Origin of the sequence: Burkholderia sp. AU45251 (assembly GCF_030482905.1) — a bacterium.
GTDB classification, from domain to species: domain Bacteria; phylum Pseudomonadota; class Gammaproteobacteria; order Burkholderiales; family Burkholderiaceae; genus Burkholderia; species Burkholderia aenigmatica.
This window is the reverse complement of record NZ_JAUJQH010000019.1, coordinates 1-25,840: the sequence shown is the minus strand read 5'-3', so window position 1 is coordinate 25,840 and position 25,840 is coordinate 1. Positions and strand designations below refer to the sequence as shown.

Genomic DNA, 25,840 nt, shown 5'->3' with positions numbered 1-25,840 from the left:
GTGGAGTCCGCGGTTCTCCTTGCGTGCAATGAGAACCTCTGTCGCGCCTCGGGTCGACGATGGACTCCTCTCGAAATCACCTTGTCACCGCGCCCGGTTGTATCGATTACTGCTCCGGATCCATTGGCGTCACCCGCTTTGGTTTGGCCCCACAAGCCGTCTTCATGCCATCCAGCGCCACGGCGCCGTCATCTATCGCGCACCGGTTCGCCCCTTGGACAATCGGATAGGAGTCGCCGCATTTAGGGCACGAAACCATGTGACCGGCACCGGTCGCAGGCCATGCCATCCAGGTTCGCATGGCCAGCAGCTTCGAGCGGAATACCACCGTGATTTGTAGAGTCACCTTTACGAACAATGGCTTTCACAGCAGCAATATTTTCCGTCGCCAGATGCGAGATATACGAATACAAACAATGTGATCAACATGGAAATTTTTGACGGCTTACCGGAATTCAGCGCAGCCAATGCCATTGATTTTCCAAAACTCGCTTACTTTATTGCGGACAATATGCATCAAGCCCCTTCGATGCCGTCCATGCCACCCCCATATAATAATCAACTCCAGCAGCATCACGCGAGGCAACGATGTTAAGACTCATCCCGCCCTTGCAGAATTTAACGGCTTTCTCGCCATATTTATCCTTCTCACCAGATTCGATCCAGCCCAACCCAGGCAAAGTCGCTCTGCAATAGCCCAAGACATCATTTACGCCAGCGCTCGATTGAAGATGACCACTCACAGCGTTGACCGAATTTTTCTCGAACGATTGCGGGGAAGAACTCCAATTATCTCCATCACGGATTTTTATCTTGCAAAACTCCATCTTGAGCGTCGAAATCGCGGCCTCGTTTTTTGTCGCTCCAATCAAAAAATTTACAAAATTCTCTTGCTCCACAAAAACAAATACCAAACAAATTAAAGCTCAGAGAACATAAAGAATTTTATACTTGAGATTCATTCCCATTGCCCAGGCAAGCCACCGAACAGTTGATGCACGTATTCGACAGACTGAAACGCCACCCCAGGAGCCTCCAGGGAAAACTCAGTAAAAGACCGTGGATATGACCGCTACCGTAACGCTGCAAGCCACGGCACTCATGCCCACAACATGCGTTTCCTTGCGACCTACCACCGAGCCCAGTCGGTGTTGTAGCCGTCAGACGCGACCGTGATGCGACTGGATCTTGGCCGGTTGGCGCCCAATGGCGTCATACTCATACGTGAGCTGCGATGCCTCGCCGAACAGTGACGCGCCCGCGTAAGCAGGCCTCTTCGCGCTGTATCGAAATTGCCTGAACCGACCATCGAAGCCGATCTGTATAGGGTTGTTCGCTTCCACCTCTGATCAATTGCACAAGAAACGGGCACGAAGCGACGCGGCATTCCGGGAAACACAGATGTCAATATTAGAAGACGCTCCGCGCAGTTCCCTGTACACGAGGAACCCAAGATGCCCTCGGTGGCCCCTGCGGCCGCTTAAACGTGCTATCACCTGTCGCGGCAAGAAATGCGTCGTGCGCGAATCATTTGATCGCGCATGTGTCTGCATGCAGCCGGTAGGAGATTACGTCAGGATCGGCCGTTGCACCGTTTCATATACCGAGAACCAGCGACGCACCAGCCATATGGTCACGATACCCACGATCACGCCGGCACCGATATCTGCCAGGTAATGGCCACCTACCGAGAACGTCGATACCAACATTACAAAATTCAGCGCGAGCGTGAGGGGAAAAATGAAGCGCAGGTTACGCGTGACAAAGATCAACATCAGCGCGACGACCGCGTGAAATGACGGCAGCGAAACGATTCCCTGCATCGCCATGGGATTCATTACCATGGGCGCACCACTTCTAGCACTGAAGTAATCCGAAAGATGAGATGCCGGCCCCGAATCGTTAATACCGAAATGCGGAAACGCACTCGCCGCCGGATACCATGTCGAAATCGCAACCACGAATAGCAGCGAAATCACGAATATCAGCATCATCTCGCAAAGCTCTTGCCTACGACGCAATATTCCGAACAAGAAGCATAATAAAACCATCTGATATGCCATGCTTCGATATGCAAACTCAAGCACCTGCTGAAGAATATTGGAGCGGACGATCCATTGATAGGCTCTCAACCAATCGAATCCAAATGATTGCTCCCACGCCAGAAGCGCATCCTGAACCTCGGGACGGCCGACGGCCGCCCCGATATACGTCGCAACCGCTACAGCCTGCCCATACATTGCGATAATCCGAAAGCAAAGGATCGAAAGCGCGACATCCTGGCAGCGAAGCTTCTCCGCAACTATCCGGTATCGCGGGATACGTCCGATACCGACCAGGACACCGCAAATTAGCAGCGTCATGAGGCATGTCTCGACCGATTGCAGATACCATTCAGGAATGATGGATAGCCCAAACCGGCCCATGGTCGCGAAATCGACAGCGAACATTACAACGGTCAGAATCCACGCAATCGAAAACGCCCCCAATACCCTCATTTTCATATTTTCCCCGGCCATAATTGTTATTGACGGTGGGTCCGCCCTGTTGGCACATATTCAATCACGTCCCGCAAAAAATTTCACTGGGCGTTTGTCATGGGCTCCATCGAATCAGTCATCGCGGGACCGGCACCCGGAGCGGAAGCGGTTACGGTATATCCATCGTTGTAGATGGCGTTGCCGCGCCACGACCGCCATGCGTCGATCGAAGGAACCCGCGTAGTCGGTTGGCACTCGCACAATCGTTGCCCCATTCAGACTATCGAACGCGACGTGCGTCGCCTCGTTCGTGATCAGAGGCAAGAAAGGCAATCCGAAGGCGAACCAGGTTTACTGCGACGCATGGGATGGCGCCATCGAGCGCGTCGAAAAGTTTGATGCGTCGATCAAATATATCCGCGCGAAGGCGCCGACGGACGCGAAGCCGGCCGGCTACGCGATTGAGGAACTGCGCTTCGCCGGCGCTCACACCGACACCGCGACGACCAAGCCCTACATCAAGTCGCCCGAGGTGCCGCGATCGAATGTCGTCCCGCCCTTGCCGACGCCGAAATCGGCATAGGATGCAGCCCGATATTAGAGATTCTCCAATATGGTCTCTAATTTGCCCAAAAAATGAGCACCAAATAAAAAACCCGCACAGCCTTACGCTGTGCGGGTTCTTGTCTGGTCGGGGCGAGAGGATTTGAACCTCCGACCACCTGCACCCCATGCAGGTACGCTACCAGGCTGCGCTACGCCCCGAAAGAAAGAAAGTATAACAGACGGTTTCCCGATTTAGAACGGGTCGCATGCATTTTGTGAATGTTCTTGTGAATTTTTTTGCGCGACAGCGCCGATGCAAGCAACGACGCGCATGGCCTGGCGACTTGCGCACGGCCCCGCATCCCGTCACTGCTTGCGCGCGACACAGATGACCGTCAGGCCGGCGACGCGGTTGAAGCGGAACATCGGCAACTCGATCCGGCAGATCGTCTTGAGCAGGCCGTTGACGACCGGATGGTGGCGGCGCAATTGCGATACCGGTTCGCGCGGATGCCGACGCGCCCGCTCGCCGAGCCGCAACGCTGCCGCAAGTGGAAACGTGAGACCGAAATAGTAGGCGCCGTGCTCGACGTCGAGCCCCGCGCGACGCACCACGTCCTCGAGACTGCCGAGCGTATATCTGCGCTTGTGCTCGAGAAAATCGTCATGGCCGCTCCAGAGGAACTGGAACGCGGGAACCGTAATCAGGAACCGGCTGCCCGACGGCGCGCCCTTTACGTATTGCATCAGCAGGCCGACATCGTCGTCGACATGCTCGAGCACGTCCATCAGCAACACGAGATCGGCGTCGAATCGATCAACGGATCGCCGGAAGTGGATGGGCTTGCCAGCCGCCTCGCCGTCGGTATCGTCGACGTAACTCGTATCGACACACCACGCCTCCGACGCCTGCGTACGCTCGAGCAAGTGCTTCGAGAAGAATCCGGAGCCTGCACCGACATCGAGTATCCGGTTCGCGCCCGGCGACCCCAGGAATCGACGGATCGCACTCGCCTTCGACGCGTAGTACCAGTGATCGCCCACGCCCGCACCCAATACGTCGACTTCCTTGAGATCCATGACGTTTCCCCGTGATGGCTACTGTGCTTTGGTCGTCCAGCCACTGTTGCCGATCTTACCTTGCCGGCGCCACCGCTCCTATCCGTCCCGACGCGCAGCCAACTCCGGCAACCCGCACTCCGCCCGCATCGAAAAGGACGATGGCCGGTTCGCCGCAAATCACTAACCAGGTCATCGCATCGTACGGCTCGAAGACGTCGTATATCGCGAACGGCCTGCAACTCGACCAGGTGACGCTGAACGCGATCCGGCAGCACATGCTGACCTGGTCGGCCCGCGGGCCGCTGCGTCGGGGCCGGATCGCACCCGTGCTTCGACCGCACTGCCCCTCAAACCTCGTATCCGGCGAAACCCGCACTGGTCAAGGCTGGAGCGGGTTTGTCCGGGCGCGGAAACATCCGCCGACGACCGGCCGCGCAAACCAAACGACCGTTTGATCTGGCCGCCCCACCACCCCGAATCCGTTGCCCCGCAGCCCGCCGGCCTACCCTGCCCGGGTGGCCGTTGTTTGGTAACGCCGCTCTAGCACGCTATGCCACACTGCACGGCATCGACGCTCGCGCCGTGCAATGGCACGCGCTGCCGTCGATCACGACAAGACATGGAGACAGACGATGCGGAATGCGGTCCGGCGCGGCCATCGCTCGCCTTTGGCAATTTTCGACTGGATTTCCGGCCCGCATCGCGCGGCCCGCCCCATCTCGCCCAAGCCATCCCGCGTGTTCGGCTGCGGTGTGCTGGCGCTCGCGCTGCTGTGTGCCGGTTGCGCGGAATCGTCCGCGCAGCGCGACGGCAACACGTCGGTCGCGTCGACCAAAATCGAACGCGCGAAAGCCGAACGCCTCGCCCGCGAGCAGCAGGTCGCTCGCACCGTACCGTCGCTCGCATCGATCAACCTCACGCAGCCGCGCCCGTTCACGCTACGCGACTCAGGCCAGAATGGCGCGATGACGTTCCTGCGCGATGTCGACTTCCGCATCGTCAACAACCTCGGCTTCTTCATCCATCAGTTGTCAGCCACACTCGTGCCGACGCAGGCTGGTGCGCCGATCGTGTTCGATGATCCGACGAGTTTCGAGATCGACGTGCATGAAGGCACGGTCACGCTCGACAACGCGAAGCTGACCGCCCTCTTCAACACCTACATCTTCGGCTATCGCAACGCGCCGCTGCGCAAGCTCGCCGTGTCGGCCGGCGACGGCGTGATTCACCTGCAAGGCGAGATGCAGCGCGACGGCTGGGTGCCGTTCTCGCTGACCGGCACGCTCGCGATCCGCGACGGCAGTCAACTCGTGTTCCATCCGACGGGCGTGCGCGTCTCGGGCATCAACGCACAGCCGGTGATGCGCGCGGCCAACGTGAAGATGGCCGACCTGCTGAAAGTCCAGACGCCGATCGCGCAGCTCGCCGGCGACGATCTCGTGATGTCGGTCGACAAGCTGATGCCGCCGCCACGCCTGAAGCTCACGATCACCGCGCTGCGCGTGACGCCGGCCGGCCTCGACCTGAAGCTCGACGACGGCACGCATGCCGGCTTCGCGATGCCCGCAAACGCACCGCAGCAAGCGATGTACATTCGCGGCGGCGACGTGAAGTTCATGCGCTCGATGCCGATGAACGCGGACATCCTGATCGGCCCGGTCGATCCGGCGAAGCGCGACCAGACTTTCGTGTTCGACCTGTATCACTATCGCGACCAGGTCTCGGCCGGCTACTTCAATTTCGACGAAAACGGTGCGATGGCGATCCGGATGCCTTCGTACGCGGGCCCGGCCAGTGGCGCGCTGCTCGGCAACGCGGCCGCGCGCCTGAACGACAGCTTCCTCGCCGCGCAGCAGAATGCGCTGCGCGACATACGCCAGCACTGGGAAGCCTACGCACTCGCAGCGAACACCGTTCACCCCGGCATGCAGAAGGTCGCGATGCGGCGCACGTCGACCACGCCGTTCAACGAACGGCACGTGTCGAACCGCAACCCGACGATCCATCTGCGCAACGTCGACTTCAACCTGTCCGGCGATATCGGCTTTCACGTCGAGGATCTCGACGTGGAACTCGTATCGAGGCGGCCCGGCGAACCCGTCGACCTCGACGATCCGAACCAGTACGACATCCGGATTCTCGGCGGCACGGTCGTCGAGTCGTGGAAGGCGATGTCCGCGCTCTTCAACAACTATCTGCTGGACTACGCGCCGCGTTCGCTGAACGACCTGCAACTGAGCGCGGACGGCACCAATCTGCGCGTCCAGGGCGGCATCAAGCTGTGGAACCATGTGCCGGGCGTCTGGCTGCCGACCGACATGAAGGGTTCGCTGTCAGTGCTCGACGACCGGCACCTCGCGTTCAACCCGTCCCAGGTGTCGGTGCTCGGCATCCCGCAGGCGAAGCTGCTGCGTTCGCTCGGCATCGAGCTCGCTTCGCTGACGCCATTGCAGCGGCGCGGCGCGGAACTGCGCGGCGACACGCTCGTGCTCGACCAATACACCGTGTTCCCGCCACCCATGCTGAACGGCAAGCTCGGACAGGCAACGGTCGAGCGGGACGGACTGCGCCTCACGTTCAGGCGCCTGGCCGGCGCGCCTGCACCGCAACGGCCGCAGATCGATGCGCCGAGCTACATGTGGATGGAAGGCGGCGACATGAAGATGTTCAACGTGCTCGAACTGAACGTGCGCGCGCTGATCCGGAATTCGGCCGAGGCCGGCCCGATGCGTTTCGACCTGTACGGCTACCGCAGCCAGGTCGCGCAAGGCTCGGTGCGGATGCTGCCGGACGGCACGCTGGTCGTCGACATGGGGCAAAAGAATCCGCTCGCGTCGCGTTGATGCGCATGGGCGACGCCCATGAAAAAGCCCGGTTGGCACATCGCCAACCGGGCTTTTTGTTTCATCTCATTCGTGCTTCAGTCCGTCGATCACATCGAGCAGCGCCTGCCGCAACGCAGTGACGTCGACAGTTACGCCCGGCTTGGCCGACACGCGCGCATCGGTGGCCTGCACTTCGGGTTCGACAGGTGCCGCCGCACCTCGCTCGCCGCCCGGCGAATCGAGCCGGTTGCGCGCGCCGTTGATCGTGAATCCCTGCTCGTACAGCAACTCGCGAATCCGCCGGATCAGCAGCACTTCGTGGTGCTGGTAATACCGACGATTGCCGCGCCGCTTCACCGGCCGCAGTTGAGTAAATTCCTGTTCCCAATAACGCAGCACATGCGGCTTGACCCCGCACAGTTCGCTGACTTCACCGATCGTGAAGTAGCGCTTCGCGGGAATCGGAGGCAAGACGACTTTCTCAACCGTAGTGGTCATCGTCGGTTAACCGTCGGTAAAGGGTGCGCGGCGGCCGCGCGGGGACGTCAGCGCGCGGGGCTTACTCCGCGCCGTTTTCGACCAGCGCCTTCAGCTTCTGGCTCGCGTGGAAGGTTACCACCCGGCGGGCCGCGATCGGAATCGCCTCGCCCGTCTTCGGATTGCGGCCCGGACGCTGCGGCTTGTCGCGCAACTGGAAATTGCCGAACCCCGACAGCTTGACGCTTTCGCCGTTTTCGAGCGCGTCGCGGATCACTTCGAAAAACGCCTCGACCATGTCCTTCGCTTCACGCTTGTTCAGCCCGACGCTATCGAACAGCAGCTCCGCCAGTTCCGCCTTCGTCAGCGTGGGCGTCTCGGTGGACGCCGGCGCCGAAGCGTCGCGGTTCATGGCGCTGCGTTGCGCCGTCAGGAGGGCTTCGAATTCACTCGAGGTCATGTCGTTCATATCTGCCATACAGCGCGTTAAATCAAAACTTACGATCGGAAAAAGCCGCCCGCGAGCGGGCGGACCTTCTCCTTAGCCGCGCAGGCGCGCACCAGCACGAGCCATCCGCTCGACCAGCGTCTGGATCGCCTGATCGACGACCTCATCCTGTAGCGTGCCAGCCGCGTCCTGCAGCGTCACGCGGAAGGCAAGGCTCTTCTCGTGCGCGGCAAGACCACCGGAAGTATTTGATTTTGCACGAAATTCGTCGAAGAGTACAACCTTCTGAACGAATCGGCAGGCCTCTTCGGCAAGCGCCTTCTTCATTTCGTCGAAAAGTGCCTGAACCTCGACCGCCTGATCGACGACCACGGCGATATCGCGACGAACCGGCGGGAATTTCGACACATCGGTCGGCGCGGGCAACGCACGCGCAATCAGCGCGTCCGCATCGACCTCGAACATCACCGGCGCGTGCGGCAGCTCGTACTTCTGCATCAGGCGCGGGTGCAGTTCGCCGATCCAGCCGACCACACGGCCGTCGACTTCGATGCGCGCGCTGCGGCCCGGATGGAGGGCCGGATGCTCCGCCTTCACGAACCGTGCAGCGGCAGGCGCGAACAGCGCCTCGAGATCGCCCTTCACGTCGAAGAAATCGACCGCACGGGTCGCGACGCCCCACTGCTCGTCGAGCGCCGGACCGTAGGCAAGCGCACCGACACGCTTCGGCTGCACATAGCCCTCGACCGTCAACTCACCGGCCTTCGCCGACGCATCGGTGAGAAACACGCGGCCGGCCTCGAACACGCGCACGCGATCTGCACGGCGGTTCAGGTTGTGGCGCAGCACGGAGATCAGGCTGCCGAACAGCGTCGTGCGCATCACCGATAGCTGGCTCGCGATCGGGTTCAGCAAGCGGATCGGTTGATCGTTGCCCGCGAAATCCTGCTCCCACTCCGCATCGACGAAACTGAAGTTGACGGTTTCCGCGTAGTCGCGCGCGGCGAGCGCGTGACGGATGTCGTGGATCGAGCGCCGCGTTTCGTTGGTCGCGCGCATTTCGCTCGTCGCGACCGGCGGACGCGCCGGGATCTTCTCGAAGCCGTAGATGCGCGCCACTTCCTCGATCAGATCTTCTTCGATCTCGATGTCGAAGCGATGCGACGGCGGCGTGACGAGGAACGCGTCGTCTTCACGCTCGAACGGCAGGTCAAGGCGCGTGAAGATGCTGGCGATCTCGTCGCCACCGATCTGCACGCCGATGATGCGGTTCGCGCGCGACACGCGCATCTTCACCGGCGCGCGTTGCGGCAGGTTCACGGACTGATCGTCGACCGGGCCGGCCTTGCCGCCGCAGATCTCGAGAATCAGTTGCGTGATGCGCTCGACGTGCTCGACGGTCGTCGCGTAATCGACGCCGCGCTCGAAGCGATGGGCCGCATCGGTCGAGAAGTTGTACTTGCGCGCACGGCCGCGGATGCTGTCCGGCCACCAGAATGCGGCTTCCAGGTAGATGTTGGTCGTATCGAGCGTGACGGCCGTGCTGTCGCCGCCCATGATGCCGGCCAGGCTTTCGACCTGGCGGTCGTCCGAAATCACGCCGACCGTTTCGTCGAGTTCGACGGTGTTGCCATTGAGCAGCTTCAGCGATTCGCCACGCTTGCCCCAGCGCACCTCGATACCGCCGTGGATCTTGTCGAGATCGAACACGTGCGACGGACGGCCGAGCTCGAACATCACGTAGTTCGAGATGTCGACGAGCGCCGACACGCTGCGCTGGCCGGAACGCTCGAGGCGCTCGACCATCCACTGCGGGGTCTTCGCATGCGCGTTCACGCCACGGATCACGCGCCCCGAGAAGCGGCCGCACAGATCGGGCGCGGCAATGCGCACCGGCAGCGTTTCGTCGAGCTCGACGCGCACCGGGCGGATGTCGACCGGCGTCAGCGGCGCGCCAGTGATCGCGGCCGTCTCGCGGGCGATACCGAACACGGACAGGCAGTCAGCCTTGTTCGGCGTCAGCTTGATTTCGAAGATCGTGTCGTCGAGATTGAGCGTCTCGCGGATGTCCTGGCCGACCGGCGTGTCTTCCGGCAGCACCAGCAGGCCGCTGTGATCCTCGGACAGCTTCAGTTCGCGCGCCGAGCACAGCATCCCCTGGCTCTCCACGCCGCGCAGCTTCGACAGCTTGATCGCGAACGGCTTGCCGCCCTCTTCTGCCGGCGGCAGTTCCGCGCCGACCAGCGCGACCGGTACCTTGATGCCGGGCGCGACGTTCGGTGCGCCGCAGACGATATTCAGCGTCGCGCCGGTGCCGGCGTCGACCTGGCAGACATTGAGCTTGTCCGCATCCGGATGCTTGACGACTTCGAGCACGCGGCCGACGACGATCTTCGACGTCGGCGGCGCAGCCTTGCTCAGCGATTCGACTTCGAGCCCCGCCATCGTCAGCGCGTGCGACAGTTCGTCGGTCGTCAGCTGCGGGTCGACAAAGGTTCTCAACCAGGATTCAGGGAATTGCATGGATGTCTACGTTCGAAACAGGTTAGATCGACGCCCGGGCCCCGTCGGATCGTCCGTCGGGGCGTGCACGGGCACAGGTCGGCGCGGCGCGCGGCGTTACGCGAACTGGCGCAGGAAACGCAGGTCGTTCTCGAAGAACAGCCGGAGATCCTGGACGCCGTAGCGCAGCATCGTCAGGCGCTCGAGGCCGCTGCCGAACGCGAAGCCGATGTAGCGCTCGGGATCGAGGCCCATGTTGCGAATCACGGTCGGATGCACCTGCCCCGAACCGGAGATTTCGAGCCACTTGCCGGCGTTCTTGCCTTGCTCGAACATCATGTCGATCTCGGCCGACGGTTCCGTGAACGGGAAATACGACGGACGGAAGCGCACGAGGATGTCGTCGCGCTCGAAGAATTTTTTCAGGAAGTCGGTATAGACGCCCTTGAGGTCGGCGAAGCTGATGTTTTCGTCGATCCACAGCCCCTCGACCTGATTGAACATCGGCGAGTGGGTCGCATCGCTGTCGACGCGATACGTGCGGCCCGGCGCGATCACCTTGATCGGCGGACGGTTCATGCGCGCGTAACGCACCTGCATCGGGCTCGTGTGCGTGCGCAGCAGCAGCTGGCGGCCGTCGGCATCCTTGCCTTCGACGTAGAAGGTGTCCTGCATCGAACGCGCCGGATGGTTCTCCGGGCTGTTCAGCGACGTGAAGTTGTACCAGTCAGTCTCGATTTCGGGGCCGTCGGCCACATCGAAGCCGATCGAGCCGAAAATCTGTTCGACACGCTCCCACGTGCGCATCACGGGGTGCAGGCTGCCTGCACCGGCGCCGCGGCCCGGCAACGTCACGTCGATCGACTCGGCAGCGAGGCGCTGGTTCAGCAGCGCGTCGGCGAGTGCCTGACGGCGCGCGGTCAGCGCGGCTTCAACCTGCTGCTTCACGACGTTGATACGTGCGCCTTCGGTCTTGCGTGCTTCGGGATCGAGCTTGCCGAGGCCCTTCAGCAACTCGGTCAGCGCACCCGACTTGCCGAGAAATCGGGCTTTCTCGTTTTCGAGCGTGGTGATGTCGGCAGCCTGTTCGAAGGACTGCTGCGCGTCGGCGACAATCTGGTCCAGATCCATAGATCCCATCATTTCCAACGTCATTCGGTCTTGGCGAGCGAAATCGCCCACCAAACAAAAAAGGGGCTCGGAAGAGCCCCGTTTTCGCTGCAGCGGCCGAGACTACCGGAACGTCGCTGCAACTAACCACGCAGTGCTAATTTCGCAATTAGGCTGCAACGGCGGCTTTCACCTGCTTGACGATCGCAGCAAAAGCAGCCTTGTCGAACACCGCCATGTCGGCCAGCACCTTACGGTCGAGTTCGATCGACGCCTTCTTCAGGCCGTTGATGAACACGCTGTAGGTCATGTCGTGCTGGCGAACTGCCGCGTTGATACGCGTGATCCACAGTGCGCGGAACACACGCTTCTTGTTGCGGCGATCGCGGTACGCGTACTGACCAGCGCGCATCACCGCCTGCTTGGCGATGCGGTAGACGTTATTGCGGCGGCCGCGATAACCCTTGGCCAGGTTGATGATCTTCTTGTGGCGGGCCCGTGCGGTTACCCCACGTTTGACTCGAGGCATGTTTCTCTCCTTAGAGTATCAGTTAGGGGTTACGCGAACGGCAGCATCGCGCGGACGGAGTTCAGATCGGAATCATGAACTGCCGTTGCGCCGCGCAGGTGACGCTTGTTCTTCGTGGTTTTCTTGGTCAGGATGTGACGCTTGAAGGCTTGACCGCGCTTGACGGTACCGCCCGGACGCACCACGAAGCGCTTTGCAGCACTCTTCTTGGTCTTCATCTTAGGCATGACGAACAACTCCAGTTTATTAGATGGCGATGGGTGTGCGGTTGGCTTGCGCCCTTGACCCGCCCTTCGAAACCCAGTCCACTTGTGTACGGCAACCGCTTGCGCAGCCGCCGTCATTGTTGGCGCGCCGCCCTGACCGGGCCACGCGCCGAACCACTTCGAACCTGCGCGCGAAGCGCGCGGGCTCGTTACTTCTTTTTCTTCGGCGAGAGCACCATGATCATCTGGCGCCCTTCCATCTTCGGCATCTGCTCGACCTGGCCGACTTCCTCGAGATCCGTGCGCAGACGCTCAAGCATCCGCATGCCGATCTCTTGGTGAGCCATTTCACGGCCGCGGAAACGCAACGTGATCTTCGTCTTGTCGCCTTCCTCAAGGAAGCGCACGAGGTTGCGGAGCTTGACGTTGTAATCCCCGTCATCGGTACCCGGGCGGAACTTGACTTCCTTCACCTGGATGACCTTCTGCTTCAGCTTTGCTTCGTGCTGCTTCTTCGACTCCTGATACTTGAACTTGCCGTAATCCATCAGGCGGCAGACCGGCGGAACCGCTTGCGGCGCGATTTCCACCAGATCGACATCAAGTTCTTCCGATTTACGGAAAGCATCAAGGAGTTTTACGATACCGAGCGGTTCGTTCTCGAGCCCGACCAGACGCACTTCCGGCGCAGTGATTTCACCGTTGATGCGATGCGACGACTTATCAGTAGCGATGTTACGTTTCCTCTAAAAATTAAAAAAACGAGCCGCGCTGCCAGGGCGGTTACTTGAACGAGCGCAGGTTTTCCTGCAGACGCTCAACGAAGGCTTCGACCGGCATCACGCCAAGATCGACGCCGCCACGGGCACGCACGGCTACCGTTTGCGCATCACGCTCCTTATCGCCCACGACGAGGAGATAAGGCACCTTTTCCAGCGTGTGCTCGCGTATTTTATAGCTAATCTTCTCGTTACGCAAATCGGCCGCCACTCTAACCCCTTGTTTTTGCAACGATTGGGCCAGAGATTGTGCATATTCAGCCTGACTTTCGGCGATATTGAGCACAACTGCCTGGAACGGCGCGAGCCAGGCCGGCATCGCACCAGCGTGGTGCTCGATCAAAATGCCAAGGAAACGCTCCATCGAACCGACGATCGCACGGTGCAGCATCACCGGACGGCGACGGCTGCTGTCATCCGCGACATACTCGGCGCCGAGGCGCTCCGGCAGCACCATGTCGAGCTGCAGCGTGCCGCACTGCCACGAACGGCCGAGCGCATCCTTGATGTGGTACTCGATCTTCGGGCCGTAGAACGCGCCTTCGCCCGGCAGCTCTTCCCACGTGAGGCCGCAGGCCGTCAGCGCATCGCGCAGACCCTGCTCGGCACGATCCCAGGTTTCGTCCGTACCCGCGCGCTGGTCGGGGCGCAGCGACAGCTTGATGTCGATATGCTCGAAGCCGAAATCCTTGTACACGCTCATCGCGAGCGTGTTGAACGCGATCGACTCGGAGATGAACTGCTCTTCCGTACAGAAGATGTGCGCATCGTCCTGCACGAAGCCGCGCACGCGCATCAGGCCGTGCAGCGCGCCCGACGCTTCGTTGCGGTGGCACGAGCCGAATTCCGCATAACGCAGCGGCAGGTCGCGGTACGAGCGCAGGCCGTGCTTGAACACCTGGACGTGCCCCGGACAGTTCATCGGCTTGATCGCGTAGTCGCGCTTCTCCGACTCCGTCGTGAACATGTTCTCGCGGTAGTTCTGCCAGTGGCCCGACGCTTCCCACAGCGAGCGGTCCATGATCATCGGCGTCTTGATCTCGAGGTAGCCGGCTTCATTCACGCGGCGGCGCATGTACTGCTCGACCTGCTGCCACAGCGCCCAGCCCTTCGGATGCCAGAACACCATGCCCGGCGACTCTTCCTGCATGTGGAACAGGTCGAGCTGCTTGCCCAGCTTGCGGTGGTCGCGCTTTTCCGCTTCCTCGAGCATGTGCAGGTACTGGTCCTGGTCTTCCTTCTTCGTCCAGGCCGTGCCGTAGATGCGCTGCAGCTGCTCGTTCTTCGAGTCGCCGCGCCAGTACGCACCCGCGACCTTCATCAGCTTGAAGACCTTCAGCTTACCGGTGGACGGCACGTGCGGGCCGCGGCACAGATCGGTGAAGCCGCCATGCGAATACAGCTTGATTTCGTCGCTTTGCGGAATCGATTCGATGATCTCGGCCTTGTACTTCTCGCCGATGCTGCGGAAGTAGCCCGCCGCTTCGTCGCGCGACACGACACGGCGCGTCACGGGCTCATCCTTCTTCACGAGCTCCTGCATGCGCTTTTCGATCTTCTCCAGATCTTCAGGCGTAAACGGACGGTTGTACGAGAAGTCGTAATAGAAGCCGTTATCGATCACCGGACCGATCGTCACCTGCGCATCCGGATACAGCTCCTTCACCGCATACGCGAGCAAGTGCGCCGTCGAGTGGCGGATGATGTCGAGGCCATCGGCATCCTTGTCCGTCACGATCGCGAGCGACGCGTCGCGGTCGATCACGGCCGACGTATCGACGAGCTCGCCATCGAGCTTGCCACCAAGCGCAGCCTTCGCAAGGCCGGGACCGATCGAGGCTGCAACCTCGGCAACTGTCACCGGATGCTCGTATTGTCGAACTGAGCCGTCAGGCAAGCGTATCGAAACCATAGCAATCTCCGTGATGCCGACAGTGGGCGGCAGACCAGGTACGCGATTCAAAAATCACGCGGGAAAATTTCGCGACAAAAAAAATGCGGCCCCGCTTTCGAGGGGCCGCATTCGATACTTCACTCAAACTGAAAGGGCGAAAGGGTTCCTCGACTAGCGTCGCTCCGAAAAGGTTTCGGTCAACGTTCGCGGTGTCATAACCGTATTCGCCTTGTTCGCGTTGAGTTATTTGCTGCATCGAACACCCGGAGACCGGGCATTCTCAATTCGTTGGTAGGCTCGATTGGACTCGAACCAACGACCCCCACCATGTCAAGGTGGTGCTCTAACCAGCTGAGCTACGAGCCTAGTGAAGCCAAGATTATATGGAGCCGCTACCCGCTTGGCAAGTATTTTTATGCGGTCGCAGCAAAATAACGGTGCTCGAACCCCACATCACGCCTTCCGCCCGGCCCGCACGACACCCTGTATCTCACCGAGCAGCGTGCACGCGCGCTGCACCTGTGCCGAATTCGACACCTCGACCGTGAACTGCATGAATGCCGCATTGCGGCGACTCTGCGTCTTCACGCCCACCACGTTCATCTTCTCGCGCGCGAACACTTCGGAGATATCGCGCAGCAACCCTTGCCGGTCGCTCGCCTCGATCATCAGGTCGACCGGATAGACGGACGCACCGCGCCCGCCGAGCACGTCGGCCGACCAGGTCGTCTGCAGCACGCGCTCCGGCGCGCGCTCGACCATCCGGCGGAACGTCGGGCAATCGGTGCGGTGGATCGACATGCCCTTGCCGCGCGTGACGAAACCACTGATCGGATCGGGCGGCGCCGGACGGCAGCAGCGCGCGAGCTGGGTCAGCAGCGCATCGACGCCCACGACCAGCACGCCGGTCGACGCGCCGTGCGCGACGCTCGCGCCGCTGCTACGCTTCTCGAAGTCGGCAGGCGCTTCGGGCGCCGGTTCGGGCGGCGGCGCATCGGACAGCGCGTGCTCGACATTACGCAGGCTGAACTCTTCCTTGCCGACGACCGAGAACAGCTCCTCGGGCGACTTGAAGCCGAGCTTCGCCGCGAGGTTGTCCAGATTGACCGACGTCTTGCCCTCGCGTTGCAGCGTCTTTTCGACGAGCGCGCGGCCGTGCGAGACGTTTTCTTCCTGCTCGATCGAGTTGAACCACGCACGCACCTTCTGTCGCGCGCGCGGGCTCTTCATATAGCCGAGCTGCAGGTTCAGCCAGTCGCGCGACGGCCCGCCCTCCTTCACCGCGACGATCTCGACCGTTTGACCGTTGGCAAGCGGCGTGTTGAGCGGCACCATCGCGCCGTCGACGCGCGCGCCACGGCAGCGATGGCCGAGTTCGCTGTGCAGGTGGTACGCGAAATCGACCGGCGTCGCGCCCTGCGGCAACGCGATCACGCGCGCCTGCGGCGTCAGCACGTAGATGTGGTCGTCGTCGAGCGACGTCTCGCGCAATTGCGCCCACGCCTTGTCGCCCGACTTTTCCGCGCCGTCCTCGACGTCATCCTTCCACGCGAGCAACTGGCGCAGCCATGCGATCTTCTCGTCGTACTTGTCGCTCGCCGAGAACTGGCCGCCGTAGCCGCGCGCGCCGGCCTCCTTGTAGCGCCAGTGCGCAGCGACGCCGTACTCGGCGAATCGGTGCATCTCCTGCGTGCGGATCTGTACTTCGAACGCGCGGCCGTCGTCGCCGATCACGACCGTGTGCAGCGACTTGTAGCCGTTCGGCTTCGGCCGCGAGACGTAGTCGTCGAATTCCTTCGGCACCGGCTGCCACAGGTGATGCACGATGCCGAGCACCGCGTAGCAATCCTTGATGTCCGGCACGATCACGCGAAACGCGCGCACGTCGTACAGCTCGGAAAAATCGAGCTCCTTGCCGCGCATCTTGCGCCAGATGCTGTAGATATGCTTCGGCCGGCCGCTCACGTCGGCCTGGATGTGCACGTCCGCCAGCTCTTGCCGCAACCGGTCGATCGCCTGCGTGACGTACGCTTCGCGCTCGATGCGCTTCTCGTCGAGCAGCTTCGCGATCCGCTTGTAGGTGACGGGATCCTCGAAGCGGAACGCGAGATCCTCGAGCTCCCACTTCAGTTGCCAGATACCGAGACGGTTCGCGAGCGGCGCATAGATCTCGAGTGTCTCGCGCGCGACATCGGGCGGCGGATCGATCTTCGCGGCCGCGTAGTAGCGCAGCGACTGCAAGCGCGACGCGAGCCGGATCAGCACCACGCGGATGTCTTGCGCGAACGCAAGCAGCATCTTGCGCAGCGCCTCGATCTGCGTACGCCGCTCTTCCGCCTTGTCGCGCCCCGCGTCGGGCACCGCGTTCTGCGCGGCTCGCAGGCTGACGGTGCCGAGCCGCAACAGCTTGCGCACGTCGGACACGAGCCGCGCCACTTCGTCGCCGAAACGCTCGGTGAGTTCACGCTCGGGGTCGCTCAGGTGCGGCGTCAGCACGAACAGCGCGGCCGCCTGCATCGCGGGCGGATCGACGTTCAGCGTGCGCATGATCGACGCCGTGCCCGCCGAGTGATCGGCGAGCAGTTCACCCGACGACAGGCGCACGTCGCCGGCCCGCTCGCGCACGAACGCGAGCACGTCGTCGAACGACGGCGCCGCGACGGGGGAAGCGGAAACGGACTCGGTCATTGCTCGGCCTGGCGGAATGCGGTCATCGTCGGATTACGTTCAGCTCAGCTCCGTTGCGCGGCGACCACCACGATCTCGACGAGCAGCGCGGGATCCGCGAGCTTCGCCTCGACGGTGGCGCGCGGCGGCGTGTTGCCCTGCGCGACCCATGCATCCCACTCCGCATTCATGCCGTCGAAGTTCGCCAGATCCGAGATGTAGATCTGCACGGACAGCAGATGCGCCTTGTCGCTGTTCGCTTCGGCGAGCAGGCGGTCGATGTGGCCGAGCACTTCGCGCGTCTGGCCCTTGATGTCCTGCGTGGTGTCTTCGGCGATCTGGCCGGCCAGATACACGGTACCGTTGTGGATCGCGGTTTCGGAGAGACGGGCCCCGACGTGATGACGAATGACTGCCATGGAATGTTCCGGTCGTTTGATGAATGAGTGAAGCGTTCGGCGACGACGCGGCCCGCGCGCCGTCGAACCGCATATTATGACGCGTTTATGCGCCGGTTTCGACGAAAAACCGTCGTGCGAGCGCGATCTGGTCGGCATTCAGGAACGCCGGCGCATGCCCGGTGCCGGGAATTTCCGCCTGCGTCACGTGGCGGCCGCGCTGCACCATCTCGGCGACGGTCTCGCGCGACAACAGATCCGACTCGGCACCGCGCACGACCAGCAGCGACGCTTCGGTCGTCTCGACCGCACGCCACAGCGCAGCCTCGCCGAGCGCCGCGAGTTCGGGCGTCGTCGTCTTGAACGGTTCGGCGATGCGCGGATCGTAGCGCATCGTCCAGTCGCCTTCGGGCAACTGACGTAGCAGCGGCGCGTTGATCTCGCGCCACTCGTCGCCGGTCAGCGCGCCGAACGGCAGCGACAGCGACGTCAGGTAGTCGATGCCCTCCTGCTCGGTCGCGAAGCGCGGCTGCACGCCGAGATACTCGCCGATGCGCGTGAGCGAATCGGGTTCGATGCGCGGGCCGACGTCGTTGACGATCATCCGGCGCACCGGCGTACCGGGCAGCCCCGCGAGCGCCATGCCGATCAGGCCGCCCATCGACGTGCCGAACCAGTCGACCGATTCGGCGCCGGTGCGCGCGATCAGCGTCACCATGTCGGCCACGTATTGCGGAATTGCATAGAGCCGCGGATCGGCGAGCCAGTCGGAGCGACCGCGCCCGACGACGTCGGGGCACACGACGCGATACGTATCGGACAGCGCCGCGGCGAGCCGGTCGAAATCGCGCCCCGAGCGGGTCAGCCCGTGCACGCAGACCAGCACCCGCGAATTGGCGGGGTCGCCCCATTCGGTATAGGCGACGTGGTGAAGGCCGGCCGCGCTCGCGCACTGCACGCGCCGCTGGCGGGGGATCGAGGAATTCACGGAAGAAGTGGGCATCGGAAGCATCCTGTCGAACGGTGCGGTGCGACGCGATGACGTGCGCCGGGCCGGCCCGAAGGGTGGGCGGGGACGCAACCGATTGTAAACCCGTTCCGGATCACGAGTCGGTTCATCGCGCCCGCAGGCGTTCGAGTCACACCCGGCACCGGCGAGTCGGGCGTCGTACTGCATGCTCGGCGGAGGAGAAAGAAACCGGCGGGCGGCGACACGCTGCCTCCCCCTCGCCTCCCGCCGTGCCTCGCCCATGCCGTCGCGAGCGGCGCTTCCGCCAAGCGGTCGCGCGGCCAGCCCCGACGGCTCGGCACCGCGGCGCCGGCCGGCGTGTTACGGAAGCTGCGCAGCGTCGTACCGATCGCGAAACCGACAGGAAAAAGATTGCGCGGCTGCACGCACAGCGCCGCGAACGCACCGTCCTCGCGCCGGCTTGCCATGGCCGGAACGTCCCGGCTACTTCATCTTCACTTCTGCACGACCGCGCCGATGCTCGCGCCGACCACGCACAGCGTCCCGGCAATCTGCAGCGCCCCCATCGGCTGCGCCAGTACGACGAAGCCGATCGCCGCCGCGATCGCGGGCTCGGCGCTCATCAGAATGCCGAATGCCGACGCACTCATCCGTCGCAGCGCGATCAGTTCCAGCACATACGGGAACAGCGGGACCAGCACCGCCAGATACGCGGCATCGACCAGTTGCCCGGCCGGCAGATGGCCGCCGCTCTGCGCGAGCCCGAACGGCGTCGTCACGAGCGCGGCCACGATCAGCGACGTGGCGAGCCCCTGCAATCCGTCGAACAGCGTACCGACGCGCTTCATCAGCAGGATGTACGCGGCCCAGCCGAGCGCCGAGCCGATCGGAAAGATGAGCGCGGCCGGCGTCGCCACCCACATGCCGTCCTGCCGCGCGAGCAGCAGCACGCCCGTCAGCGCAAGCACCGGCCACACCAGCATCGCCGGCTTGCGCACGCCGAACGTGGCGACCGCCAACGGCCCGAGGAAGTTGATCGCCACGGCCAGCCCGAGCGGCACGCGCCTGACCGCCGCGAAAAAGCACAGCGTCATCGCGGCCATCGCACCGCCGAGCGCGATCGCGGCAATCCAGCGCTGCCGTGAATACGTATGGAGCGGCGGCCGCACGACGAGCGCCAGCGCGAGTGCGGCGAAGCAAAGCCGCAACCAGGTCGTGCTGACCGTGCCGTACTCGATCGTCGCCGGCCGCGACAGCGCGGCGCCGAGTTGCACGCTGCACATCGACGCAACGGCAAGCAACGGCGCGACCGCATGCGCAAACGACGGGGCCGCGCGCTCGGCGCCATTCGGTCGTGCGGTGCTCAATTCGTCGCTCATTCGGTCGCTCCAGATCGTTGACACGACGATGCTAACCGCGGTCGCACGCTTGATATAAGCTGATAATTCTTATGCTCGCATCAGGAAAATTGATGATCCGCGATCTCGACAGCACGCTGCTGCGCACGTTCGTGACGGTGGTCGAAACAGGCAGCGTCAGCGATGCGGCGACGGCGCTGCATCGCACGCAGGCAGCCGTCAGCATGGCGCTGCGCCGACTCGAGGATGAAGTCGGCCAGCGCCTGCTCGAACGCTCGTCGCGCGGTGTGAAGCCGACGGCGGCCGGCAGCGTGCTGCTGCCCTATGCGCACCGGTTGCTCGACGTCGGGCTCGCCGCGCGCGCCGCGCTCAATGCCGGCGACATCTCGGGCACCGTCCGGCTCGGCATCCTCGAGGACATCGCCGTCGGCCATCTGCCGCATGCGCTGCGGCAGTTCGCGGCAGCGTTTCCGCGCGTCGCGCTCGAGATCGTCGTCGATTCGAGCCCCTCGCTGTCGCAGCGGCTCGCGACCCATACGCTCGACTTCGTCATCGGCGATCCCGCGCTGATCCGGGCCGAACCGCTCGCCACCTGGCGGCATCCGCTTCGCTGGGCCGCCGCGCGTGCGCAGGACGCGCTGCCGCGCGACGAACCGTTGCCGATCGTCGCATTCGGCGGCACGTGCCCGTGGCAGGAGAAACTGTTCACGGCGCTGCGTGAAGCCGGCCTCGCGTGGCGCGTCGTCTGCACGAGCACGAGCCTGTCCGCCATCCAGTCGGCGGTCGAAGCCGGCCTCGGCGTCGCAGTGCTGCTCGACCGGAACGTGCGCGGCGACACGATGCACGTGCTCGACCCGCAGGCCGCCGGGCTACCCACACCGCCTGCCGCCGACTTCGGTCTGTTCAGCCATGCAGATGCCGGCGACCGCACGTCGGCGGCCGCCACGCTGCAGCGCTTCCTGTTTCATGCGTTGCAGCTCGGCTCGCCTGACGCCGACGACGACACGCCGGCAACCGGGCGCAGCGTCGCCTCGTTGCGGGTCGCCGTCTGACGCGTCCGCCGCAACCTCCGGAGCGCCACTGCGGCGGCCCGGAAACGAAAACGCCCCGCATGCCTGCCGGCATGCGGGGCGAATCGCTTCGCGCCGAAAAACTCAGCCCACCGCGCTCACGTCGAGCGGTGCGCCCGTCTTCGCCTTGATCTCGTCCGCGCTCACGCCGTCGGCGAGTTCGAGGACCTTCAGGCCGTTCGGCGTCACTTCGATCACGCCGAGATCGGTGATGATCAGGTCGACCACGCCGACACCCGTCAACGGCAGGTTGCATTCCTCGAGGATCTTGTGCTGGTCGCCCTTCGCGACATGCTCCATCAGCACGACGACGCGCTTCACGCCAGCGACGAGATCCATCGCGCCGCCCATCCCCTTGATCATCTTGCCGGGGATCATCCAGTTCGCGAGGTCGCCCTGCTTGCTGACCTGCATCGCGCCGAGGATCGCGAGGTTGATGTGACCGCCACGGATCATCGCGAACGAATCGGCCGACGAGAAGATCGACGAGCCCGGCAGCGTCGTGACGGTCTGCTTGCCGGCGTTGATGAGATCGGCGTCGACTTCGTCTTCGGTCGGCGACGGACCGATGCCGAGCAGGCCATTCTCCGATTGCAGCCACACCTCGACGCCTTCCGGCACGTGGTTGGCAACGAGCGTCGGCAGGCCGATGCCGAGGTTCACGTAGAAGCCGTCCTGCAGTTCCTTCGCCGCGCGCGCGGCCATCTGGTCACGATTCCAGGCCATGTCAGTCTCCTTTCGCGCGTACGACGCGTTGTTCGATGCGTTTTTCGGGCGTCGCGTTCAGCACGATGCGCTGCACGAAAATCCCCGGCGTGTGGATATGGTCCGGATCGAACTCGCCGTTCTCGACGATCTCCTCGACCTCCGCAACGGTGATCTTGCCGGCCATCGCGCACATCGGGTTGAAGTTGCGCGCGGTGCGGCGAAAGATCAGGTTGCCGGACTTGTCGGCCTTCCAGGCCTTCACGAGCGCGACATCGGCCGTCAGCGACGGCTCGAGCACGTAGTGGCGATCGCCGAACTGGCGCGTTTCCTTGCCTTCCGCGATCACCGTGCCGTAGCCCGTGTTCGTGAAGAACGCCGGGATGCCCGCACCGCCCGCGCGCAGCTTTTCGGCCAGCGTGCCCTGCGGCGTGAATTCGAGTTCAAGTTCGCCGGCCAGGTACTGGCGCTCGAACTCCTTGTTCTCGCCGACGTACGACGAGATCATCTTCTTGATCTGGCGCGTTTCCAGCAACAGGCCGAGGCCGAAGCCGTCGACGCCCGCGTTATTGCTGATGCAGGTGATGCCCTTGACGGCCGAATCGCGCAATGCCGCGATCAGCGCCTCCGGAATCCCGCACAGGCCGAAGCCGCCCACCGCGAAGGTCTGTCCGTCGCGGACGATCCCTTCCAGCGCGGCAGCCGCGCTTGGATAGACTTTGTTCATCTGTTGTCCCTTCCTCTATGGAAACCAGCGAAACCGGTTCACGCGCCCACGTGGCCCGCAAGCCCGCCGCATCATTCTATGCATGCACGGCGATGCCTGCGTCGAGGCGCGCTGTTTTTATGTCGCAGCCAACCGCCGCGAGATGCCTGAAAGGGTACGATGCGGCGCGGATGCGGCACAATACGCAAAAATACATAAGCATTTGCCATCGTCTGCCCGCGTCCATGACCGCCCTCGATTACCAGACCGCCTTCCACCTTGCGCCGCTCGGCCTCGTCCTGTCGCGCGACCGCGTGATCGAGGACTGCAACGACGCGCTCGCGTCGATCTTCCGCTGCGTGCGGGCCGACCTGATCGGGAAATCGTACGAGGTGCTCTACCCGTCGACGGACGAATTCCAGCGAATCGGCGAACGCATCGCGCGCGTGATGGCCGCGAACGGTATCTACTCGGATGACAGAATCATGAAGCGCGCGGATGGCGAGCTGTTCTGGTGCCACGTGACGGGCCGCGCACTCGACCGCACCGCGCCGCTCGCGGCGGGCGTCTGGACCTTCGAGGACTTGAGTGCGACGCGCCGGGTCGCCGTGGAACTGACCCCGCGCGAGCGCGAGATCGCCGCGCAGCTCGCGACCGGCAAGACCAGCAAGCAGATCGGGCGCGTGCTCGACATCAGCTCGCGCACGGTCGACATCTACCGCGCGCGGCTGATGCGCAAGTACGGGACCAACAATACGCCGGAGCTGCTGCAGCGCCTGCTCGGGCAGTGAATGACGGCTCCCGGATGACAATCGGCCGCGCATGGCGGCCGGTTCGGGAAACAACGGGCATCGCGTGCCGCCGGCGCCCTGGCGCCGGCCTCGCCGTATCGACGCTCAGCCGACCTTCGTCGCGAGCGCACGCTCGATCGTGTCGCGCAGCAACTGGGGCAGCGGCGCCGACTTGCCGAGCGCGTAGTCGACCCACACGCAGCGCGCATTGCCGCGCGCATAGACATGCTGCGGATCGTCGGCGCGAGTCAGCTCGAAACCCGTGTCGAAGCTGCTACGACCGGGTTTCGCAGCCGACATCTTCGCGATCACGTCGCCCGGATAGTGCAGTTGCTTCAGAAACTCCATCGACGCCGTGACGATGACGGGCCCCTGCCCCTCGCCGTTGCCGCCGGCAATGCCGAGCTCCTCGAACCACGAGATCCGTGCCTGCTCCATGTAGCGGAAATAGACCGTGTTGTTCACATGGCCGAACGCATCCATGTCGCCCCAGCGGATCGGCATCGACATCTCAAAAACGGGGGAATAATCGCTCATTGCAGTCTTCTTTGTTGCTGAATGTCATCCGCTCAGGCGAGGCCGAAGCCGTCGTCGGCGGAGATAATCGAGCCATTGATGAACTGCGACTCGTCGGCCGCGAGCAGCAACAACAGCCCGTCGAGATCCTGCGGCTTGCCGACGCGCCGGCGCGGCAGCATCGACTGCAGCTTCTGGCCCTGCTCGGTTTCCCACAGGTAATGATTGATTTCGGTATCGATATAGCCCGGACAGATCGCGTTGACGTTGATCCCGTGGCGCCCCCACTCGAGCGCCATCGCACGCGTCATCTGCACGACCGCGGCCTTGCTCATCGCGTACAGCCCGATCTGCGGAAACACGCGCAGCCCGGCCACCGACGCGATGTTGATGATCCGGCACGGCGGCTTGCCGTTGCCGCTCCCGTTCGCACGCATGATCATTCGCTTCGCGACTTCCTGCGCGACGAAAAACGCGCCGCGCGTGTTGGTGTCGAATACGAACTCGAAATCGGCCGGCGTCACGTCGACGAGCTTCTGCATCGTCGACACGCCCGAGTTGTTCACGAGGATGTCGATCGTGCCGGCCTCGGTCTCCGCGTGCGCGACCGCCGCCTTGATGCTCTGGACGTCGGTGACGTCGAGCGACACGACGTGCGCGGCGCCGCCCGCCGCCTCGATCTCGGCACGCAGTTCCTTCAGGCGCTCAACACGACGGCTTGCGAGCACGACCTTCGCGCCGGCCTGCGACAGCACTTGCGCAAAGCGCTGCCCGAGGCCGCTCGACGCGCCCGTGACCAGCGCAACCTTGCCTTCCAGATTGATCGACCGACCCATTTGCACTTCCCCTTTCGATGTCGTTTCGCCGCCATGGACAGTACGGCCCGAGCGGCATTACCCTAGCACGAAAATAGAACGATCGTGCTAATCTAGCCGCATGCTGTTGCGGCAAGCGTTTCGTTTCGCAGACAATACGCTCCCGAATAAAAGCATTCTAACGGTTAGAGGAACGCCCATGACCCCCGCAAGCCTCATCGAGCAATACGGCCCGCGCGAATCGATGGAATACGACGTCGTGATCGTCGGCGGCGGCCCCGCCGGGCTGTCGGCAGCGATCCGGCTCAAGCAGTTGGCCGCCGAGAAAGGCACCGAGATCGGCGTGTGCGTGCTCGAGAAGGGTTCCGAGATCGGCGCGCACATCCTGTCGGGCGCGGTGATGGATCCGCGCGCGATCAACGAACTGTTCCCCGACTGGAAGGAACGCGGTGCACCGCTCGACGTCGAGGTGACGGAAGACCGCTTCCTGTTCCTGTCCGAGAAGAGCGCCGTCACCACGCCGAACTGGGCGCTGCCCGCCAACTTCCAGAACCACGGCAACTACGTGATTTCGCTGGGCAACGTCACGCGCTGGCTTGGGGCACAGGCCGAAGCCCTGGGCGTCGAGATCTTCCCAGGCTTCCCGGCCGCCGAGATCCTGTACAACGACGACGGCTCGGTGAAGGGCGTCGCGACCGGCAACATGGGCGTGGGCAAGGACGGCGAGCCGACCGAGAACTTCCAGCTCGGCATGGAACTGCACGCGAAGTACACGCTGTTCGCCGAAGGCTGCCGCGGCCACTTGGGCCGCCAGCTGATCTCGAAGTTCAAGCTCGACGCGAACGCGGATCCGCAGGCTTACGGGATCGGCATCAAGGAGCTGTGGGAGATCGACCCGGCGAAGCACAAGCCGGGCCTCGTGATCCACACGGCCGGCTGGCCGCTGAAGTCCGATACGTACGGCGGCTCGTTCCTGTATCACATGG

Annotated in this window: 26 protein-coding genes and 2 tRNA genes; 6 read left to right on the top strand and 22 right to left on the bottom strand. The window is 63.2% G+C overall.

Features of this window, described 5'->3' with window-relative positions; translation table 11 throughout:
* Positions 1-106: 106 nt before the first annotated feature.
* From QZM67_RS28595 to QZM67_RS28585, 3 genes are all read right to left on the bottom strand, one after another.
* Positions 107-259, bottom strand: a complete 153-nt coding sequence (locus tag QZM67_RS28595) for a PAAR domain-containing protein (protein ID WP_230624294.1) — start codon at positions 257-259, stop codon at positions 107-109.
* Between the two features lie 238 nt (positions 260-497).
* Entirely contained in the window at positions 498-899 is a 402-nt protein-coding gene (locus QZM67_RS28590) for a hypothetical protein (RefSeq protein WP_301808542.1), read from the bottom strand.
* A 669-nt stretch (positions 900-1,568) separates the two neighbouring features.
* On the bottom strand, positions 1,569-2,504 hold the full coding sequence (locus QZM67_RS28585) for a phosphatase PAP2 family protein (protein ID WP_301808539.1): 936 nt from the start codon (positions 2,502-2,504) through the stop codon (positions 1,569-1,571).
* A 286-nt stretch (positions 2,505-2,790) separates the two neighbouring features.
* On the opposite strand from QZM67_RS28585, the gene QZM67_RS28580 reads away from it, so the two are divergent.
* A complete protein-coding gene (locus QZM67_RS28580; protein ID WP_301808536.1) occupies positions 2,791-3,063 on the top strand; it encodes a hypothetical protein in 273 nt (90 codons plus the stop codon).
* A 105-nt stretch (positions 3,064-3,168) separates the two neighbouring features.
* On the opposite strand, the gene QZM67_RS28575 is transcribed toward QZM67_RS28580, so the two are convergent.
* Both QZM67_RS28575 and QZM67_RS28570 read right to left on the bottom strand, forming a co-directional pair.
* A tRNA-Pro gene (locus tag QZM67_RS28575) sits at positions 3,169-3,245 on the bottom strand.
* A gap of 147 nt (positions 3,246-3,392) precedes the next feature.
* Positions 3,393-4,106: a bifunctional 2-polyprenyl-6-hydroxyphenol methylase/3-demethylubiquinol 3-O-methyltransferase UbiG gene (locus QZM67_RS28570; RefSeq protein ID WP_301808533.1), complete on the bottom strand. Its 714-nt coding sequence runs from the start codon at positions 4,104-4,106 to the stop codon at positions 3,393-3,395.
* A 140-nt stretch (positions 4,107-4,246) separates the two neighbouring features.
* Between QZM67_RS28570 and QZM67_RS28565 the strand changes: the two genes are divergently transcribed.
* A complete protein-coding gene (locus tag QZM67_RS28565; protein WP_301808531.1) occupies positions 4,247-4,543 on the top strand; it encodes a hypothetical protein in 297 nt (98 codons plus the stop codon).
* Positions 4,544-4,720: 177 nt separating this feature from the next.
* Positions 4,721-6,931: a hypothetical protein gene (locus tag QZM67_RS28560; protein ID WP_301808528.1), complete on the top strand. Its 2,211-nt coding sequence runs from the start codon at positions 4,721-4,723 to the stop codon at positions 6,929-6,931.
* A gap of 66 nt (positions 6,932-6,997) precedes the next feature.
* Here the strand turns inward: QZM67_RS28560 and QZM67_RS28555 are convergent, their stop codons facing one another.
* From QZM67_RS28555 to QZM67_RS28495, 13 genes are all read right to left on the bottom strand, one after another.
* Positions 6,998-7,411, bottom strand: coding sequence for a MerR family transcriptional regulator (locus QZM67_RS28555; protein WP_301808526.1), 414 nt, complete (start codon positions 7,409-7,411; stop codon positions 6,998-7,000).
* Between the two features lie 61 nt (positions 7,412-7,472).
* Positions 7,473-7,859 (bottom strand): integration host factor subunit alpha, encoded by a 387-nt coding sequence (locus tag QZM67_RS28550; protein WP_006486093.1) that lies wholly within the window; start codon positions 7,857-7,859, stop codon positions 7,473-7,475.
* Between the two features lie 72 nt (positions 7,860-7,931).
* Positions 7,932-10,361 (bottom strand): phenylalanine--tRNA ligase subunit beta, encoded by a 2,430-nt coding sequence (gene pheT / locus QZM67_RS28545; RefSeq protein ID WP_301808523.1) that lies wholly within the window; start codon positions 10,359-10,361, stop codon positions 7,932-7,934.
* A gap of 96 nt (positions 10,362-10,457) precedes the next feature.
* Positions 10,458-11,471 carry a phenylalanine--tRNA ligase subunit alpha gene (gene pheS / locus QZM67_RS28540; protein ID WP_043182559.1) on the bottom strand — a complete coding sequence of 338 codons (1,014 nt, stop codon included), beginning with the start codon at positions 11,469-11,471 and terminating at the stop codon, positions 10,458-10,460.
* Between the two features lie 148 nt (positions 11,472-11,619).
* Entirely contained in the window at positions 11,620-11,979 is a 360-nt protein-coding gene (gene rplT, locus QZM67_RS28535; protein WP_004192938.1) for a 50S ribosomal protein L20, read from the bottom strand.
* 29 nt (positions 11,980-12,008) lie between these two features.
* Positions 12,009-12,206 (bottom strand): 50S ribosomal protein L35, encoded by a 198-nt coding sequence (gene rpmI, locus QZM67_RS28530; RefSeq protein WP_004191477.1) that lies wholly within the window; start codon positions 12,204-12,206, stop codon positions 12,009-12,011.
* 188 nt (positions 12,207-12,394) lie between these two features.
* On the bottom strand, positions 12,395-12,919 hold the full coding sequence (gene infC, locus QZM67_RS28525) for a translation initiation factor IF-3 (RefSeq protein WP_080741557.1): 525 nt from the start codon (positions 12,917-12,919) through the stop codon (positions 12,395-12,397).
* A 49-nt stretch (positions 12,920-12,968) separates the two neighbouring features.
* Positions 12,969-14,876, bottom strand: a complete 1,908-nt coding sequence (gene thrS, locus QZM67_RS28520) for a threonine--tRNA ligase (RefSeq protein WP_301808520.1) — start codon at positions 14,874-14,876, stop codon at positions 12,969-12,971.
* 271 nt (positions 14,877-15,147) lie between these two features.
* Positions 15,148-15,224 (bottom strand) — tRNA-Val (locus tag QZM67_RS28515).
* 87 nt (positions 15,225-15,311) lie between these two features.
* A complete protein-coding gene (locus QZM67_RS28510; protein ID WP_301808518.1) occupies positions 15,312-17,546 on the bottom strand; it encodes a bifunctional (p)ppGpp synthetase/guanosine-3',5'-bis(diphosphate) 3'-pyrophosphohydrolase in 2,235 nt (744 codons plus the stop codon).
* Positions 17,547-17,590: 44 nt separating this feature from the next.
* On the bottom strand, positions 17,591-17,944 hold the full coding sequence (locus QZM67_RS28505; RefSeq protein WP_021162422.1) for a RidA family protein: 354 nt from the start codon (positions 17,942-17,944) through the stop codon (positions 17,591-17,593).
* Between the two features lie 85 nt (positions 17,945-18,029).
* Positions 18,030-18,926, bottom strand: coding sequence for an alpha/beta fold hydrolase (locus QZM67_RS28500; protein WP_301808515.1), 897 nt, complete (start codon positions 18,924-18,926; stop codon positions 18,030-18,032).
* Between the two features lie 461 nt (positions 18,927-19,387).
* Positions 19,388-20,272 (bottom strand): DMT family transporter, encoded by an 885-nt coding sequence (locus QZM67_RS28495; protein WP_301808514.1) that lies wholly within the window; start codon positions 20,270-20,272, stop codon positions 19,388-19,390.
* 92 nt (positions 20,273-20,364) lie between these two features.
* Here QZM67_RS28495 and QZM67_RS28490 point away from each other — a divergent pair, with 92 nt between their 5' ends.
* Positions 20,365-21,303, top strand: a complete 939-nt coding sequence (locus tag QZM67_RS28490; RefSeq protein WP_175021915.1) for a LysR family transcriptional regulator — start codon at positions 20,365-20,367, stop codon at positions 21,301-21,303.
* Between the two features lie 102 nt (positions 21,304-21,405).
* On the opposite strand, the gene QZM67_RS28485 is transcribed toward QZM67_RS28490, so the two are convergent.
* Entirely contained in the window at positions 21,406-22,047 is a 642-nt protein-coding gene (locus QZM67_RS28485) for a CoA transferase subunit B (protein WP_043182550.1), read from the bottom strand.
* 1 nt (position 22,048) lies between these two features.
* Positions 22,049-22,753: a CoA transferase subunit A gene (locus QZM67_RS28480; protein ID WP_175021916.1), complete on the bottom strand. Its 705-nt coding sequence runs from the start codon at positions 22,751-22,753 to the stop codon at positions 22,049-22,051.
* A gap of 224 nt (positions 22,754-22,977) precedes the next feature.
* On the opposite strand from QZM67_RS28480, the gene QZM67_RS28475 reads away from it, so the two are divergent.
* A complete protein-coding gene (locus QZM67_RS28475) occupies positions 22,978-23,523 on the top strand; it encodes a LuxR C-terminal-related transcriptional regulator (protein ID WP_043182545.1) in 546 nt (181 codons plus the stop codon).
* Positions 23,524-23,628: 105 nt separating this feature from the next.
* Here QZM67_RS28475 and QZM67_RS28470 read toward each other — a convergent pair whose 3' ends face one another.
* Together QZM67_RS28470 and QZM67_RS28465 are read right to left on the bottom strand one after the other, a co-directional pair.
* Positions 23,629-24,060: a thioesterase family protein gene (locus tag QZM67_RS28470; protein WP_301808510.1), complete on the bottom strand. Its 432-nt coding sequence runs from the start codon at positions 24,058-24,060 to the stop codon at positions 23,629-23,631.
* A gap of 32 nt (positions 24,061-24,092) precedes the next feature.
* A complete protein-coding gene (locus tag QZM67_RS28465) occupies positions 24,093-24,875 on the bottom strand; it encodes an SDR family oxidoreductase (RefSeq protein WP_011351770.1) in 783 nt (260 codons plus the stop codon).
* Positions 24,876-25,053: 178 nt separating this feature from the next.
* Here QZM67_RS28465 and QZM67_RS28460 point away from each other — a divergent pair.
* Positions 25,054-25,840, top strand: a 787-nt coding sequence (locus tag QZM67_RS28460) for an NAD(P)/FAD-dependent oxidoreductase (protein WP_301808508.1), incomplete at its 3' end; no start/stop codon positions are given.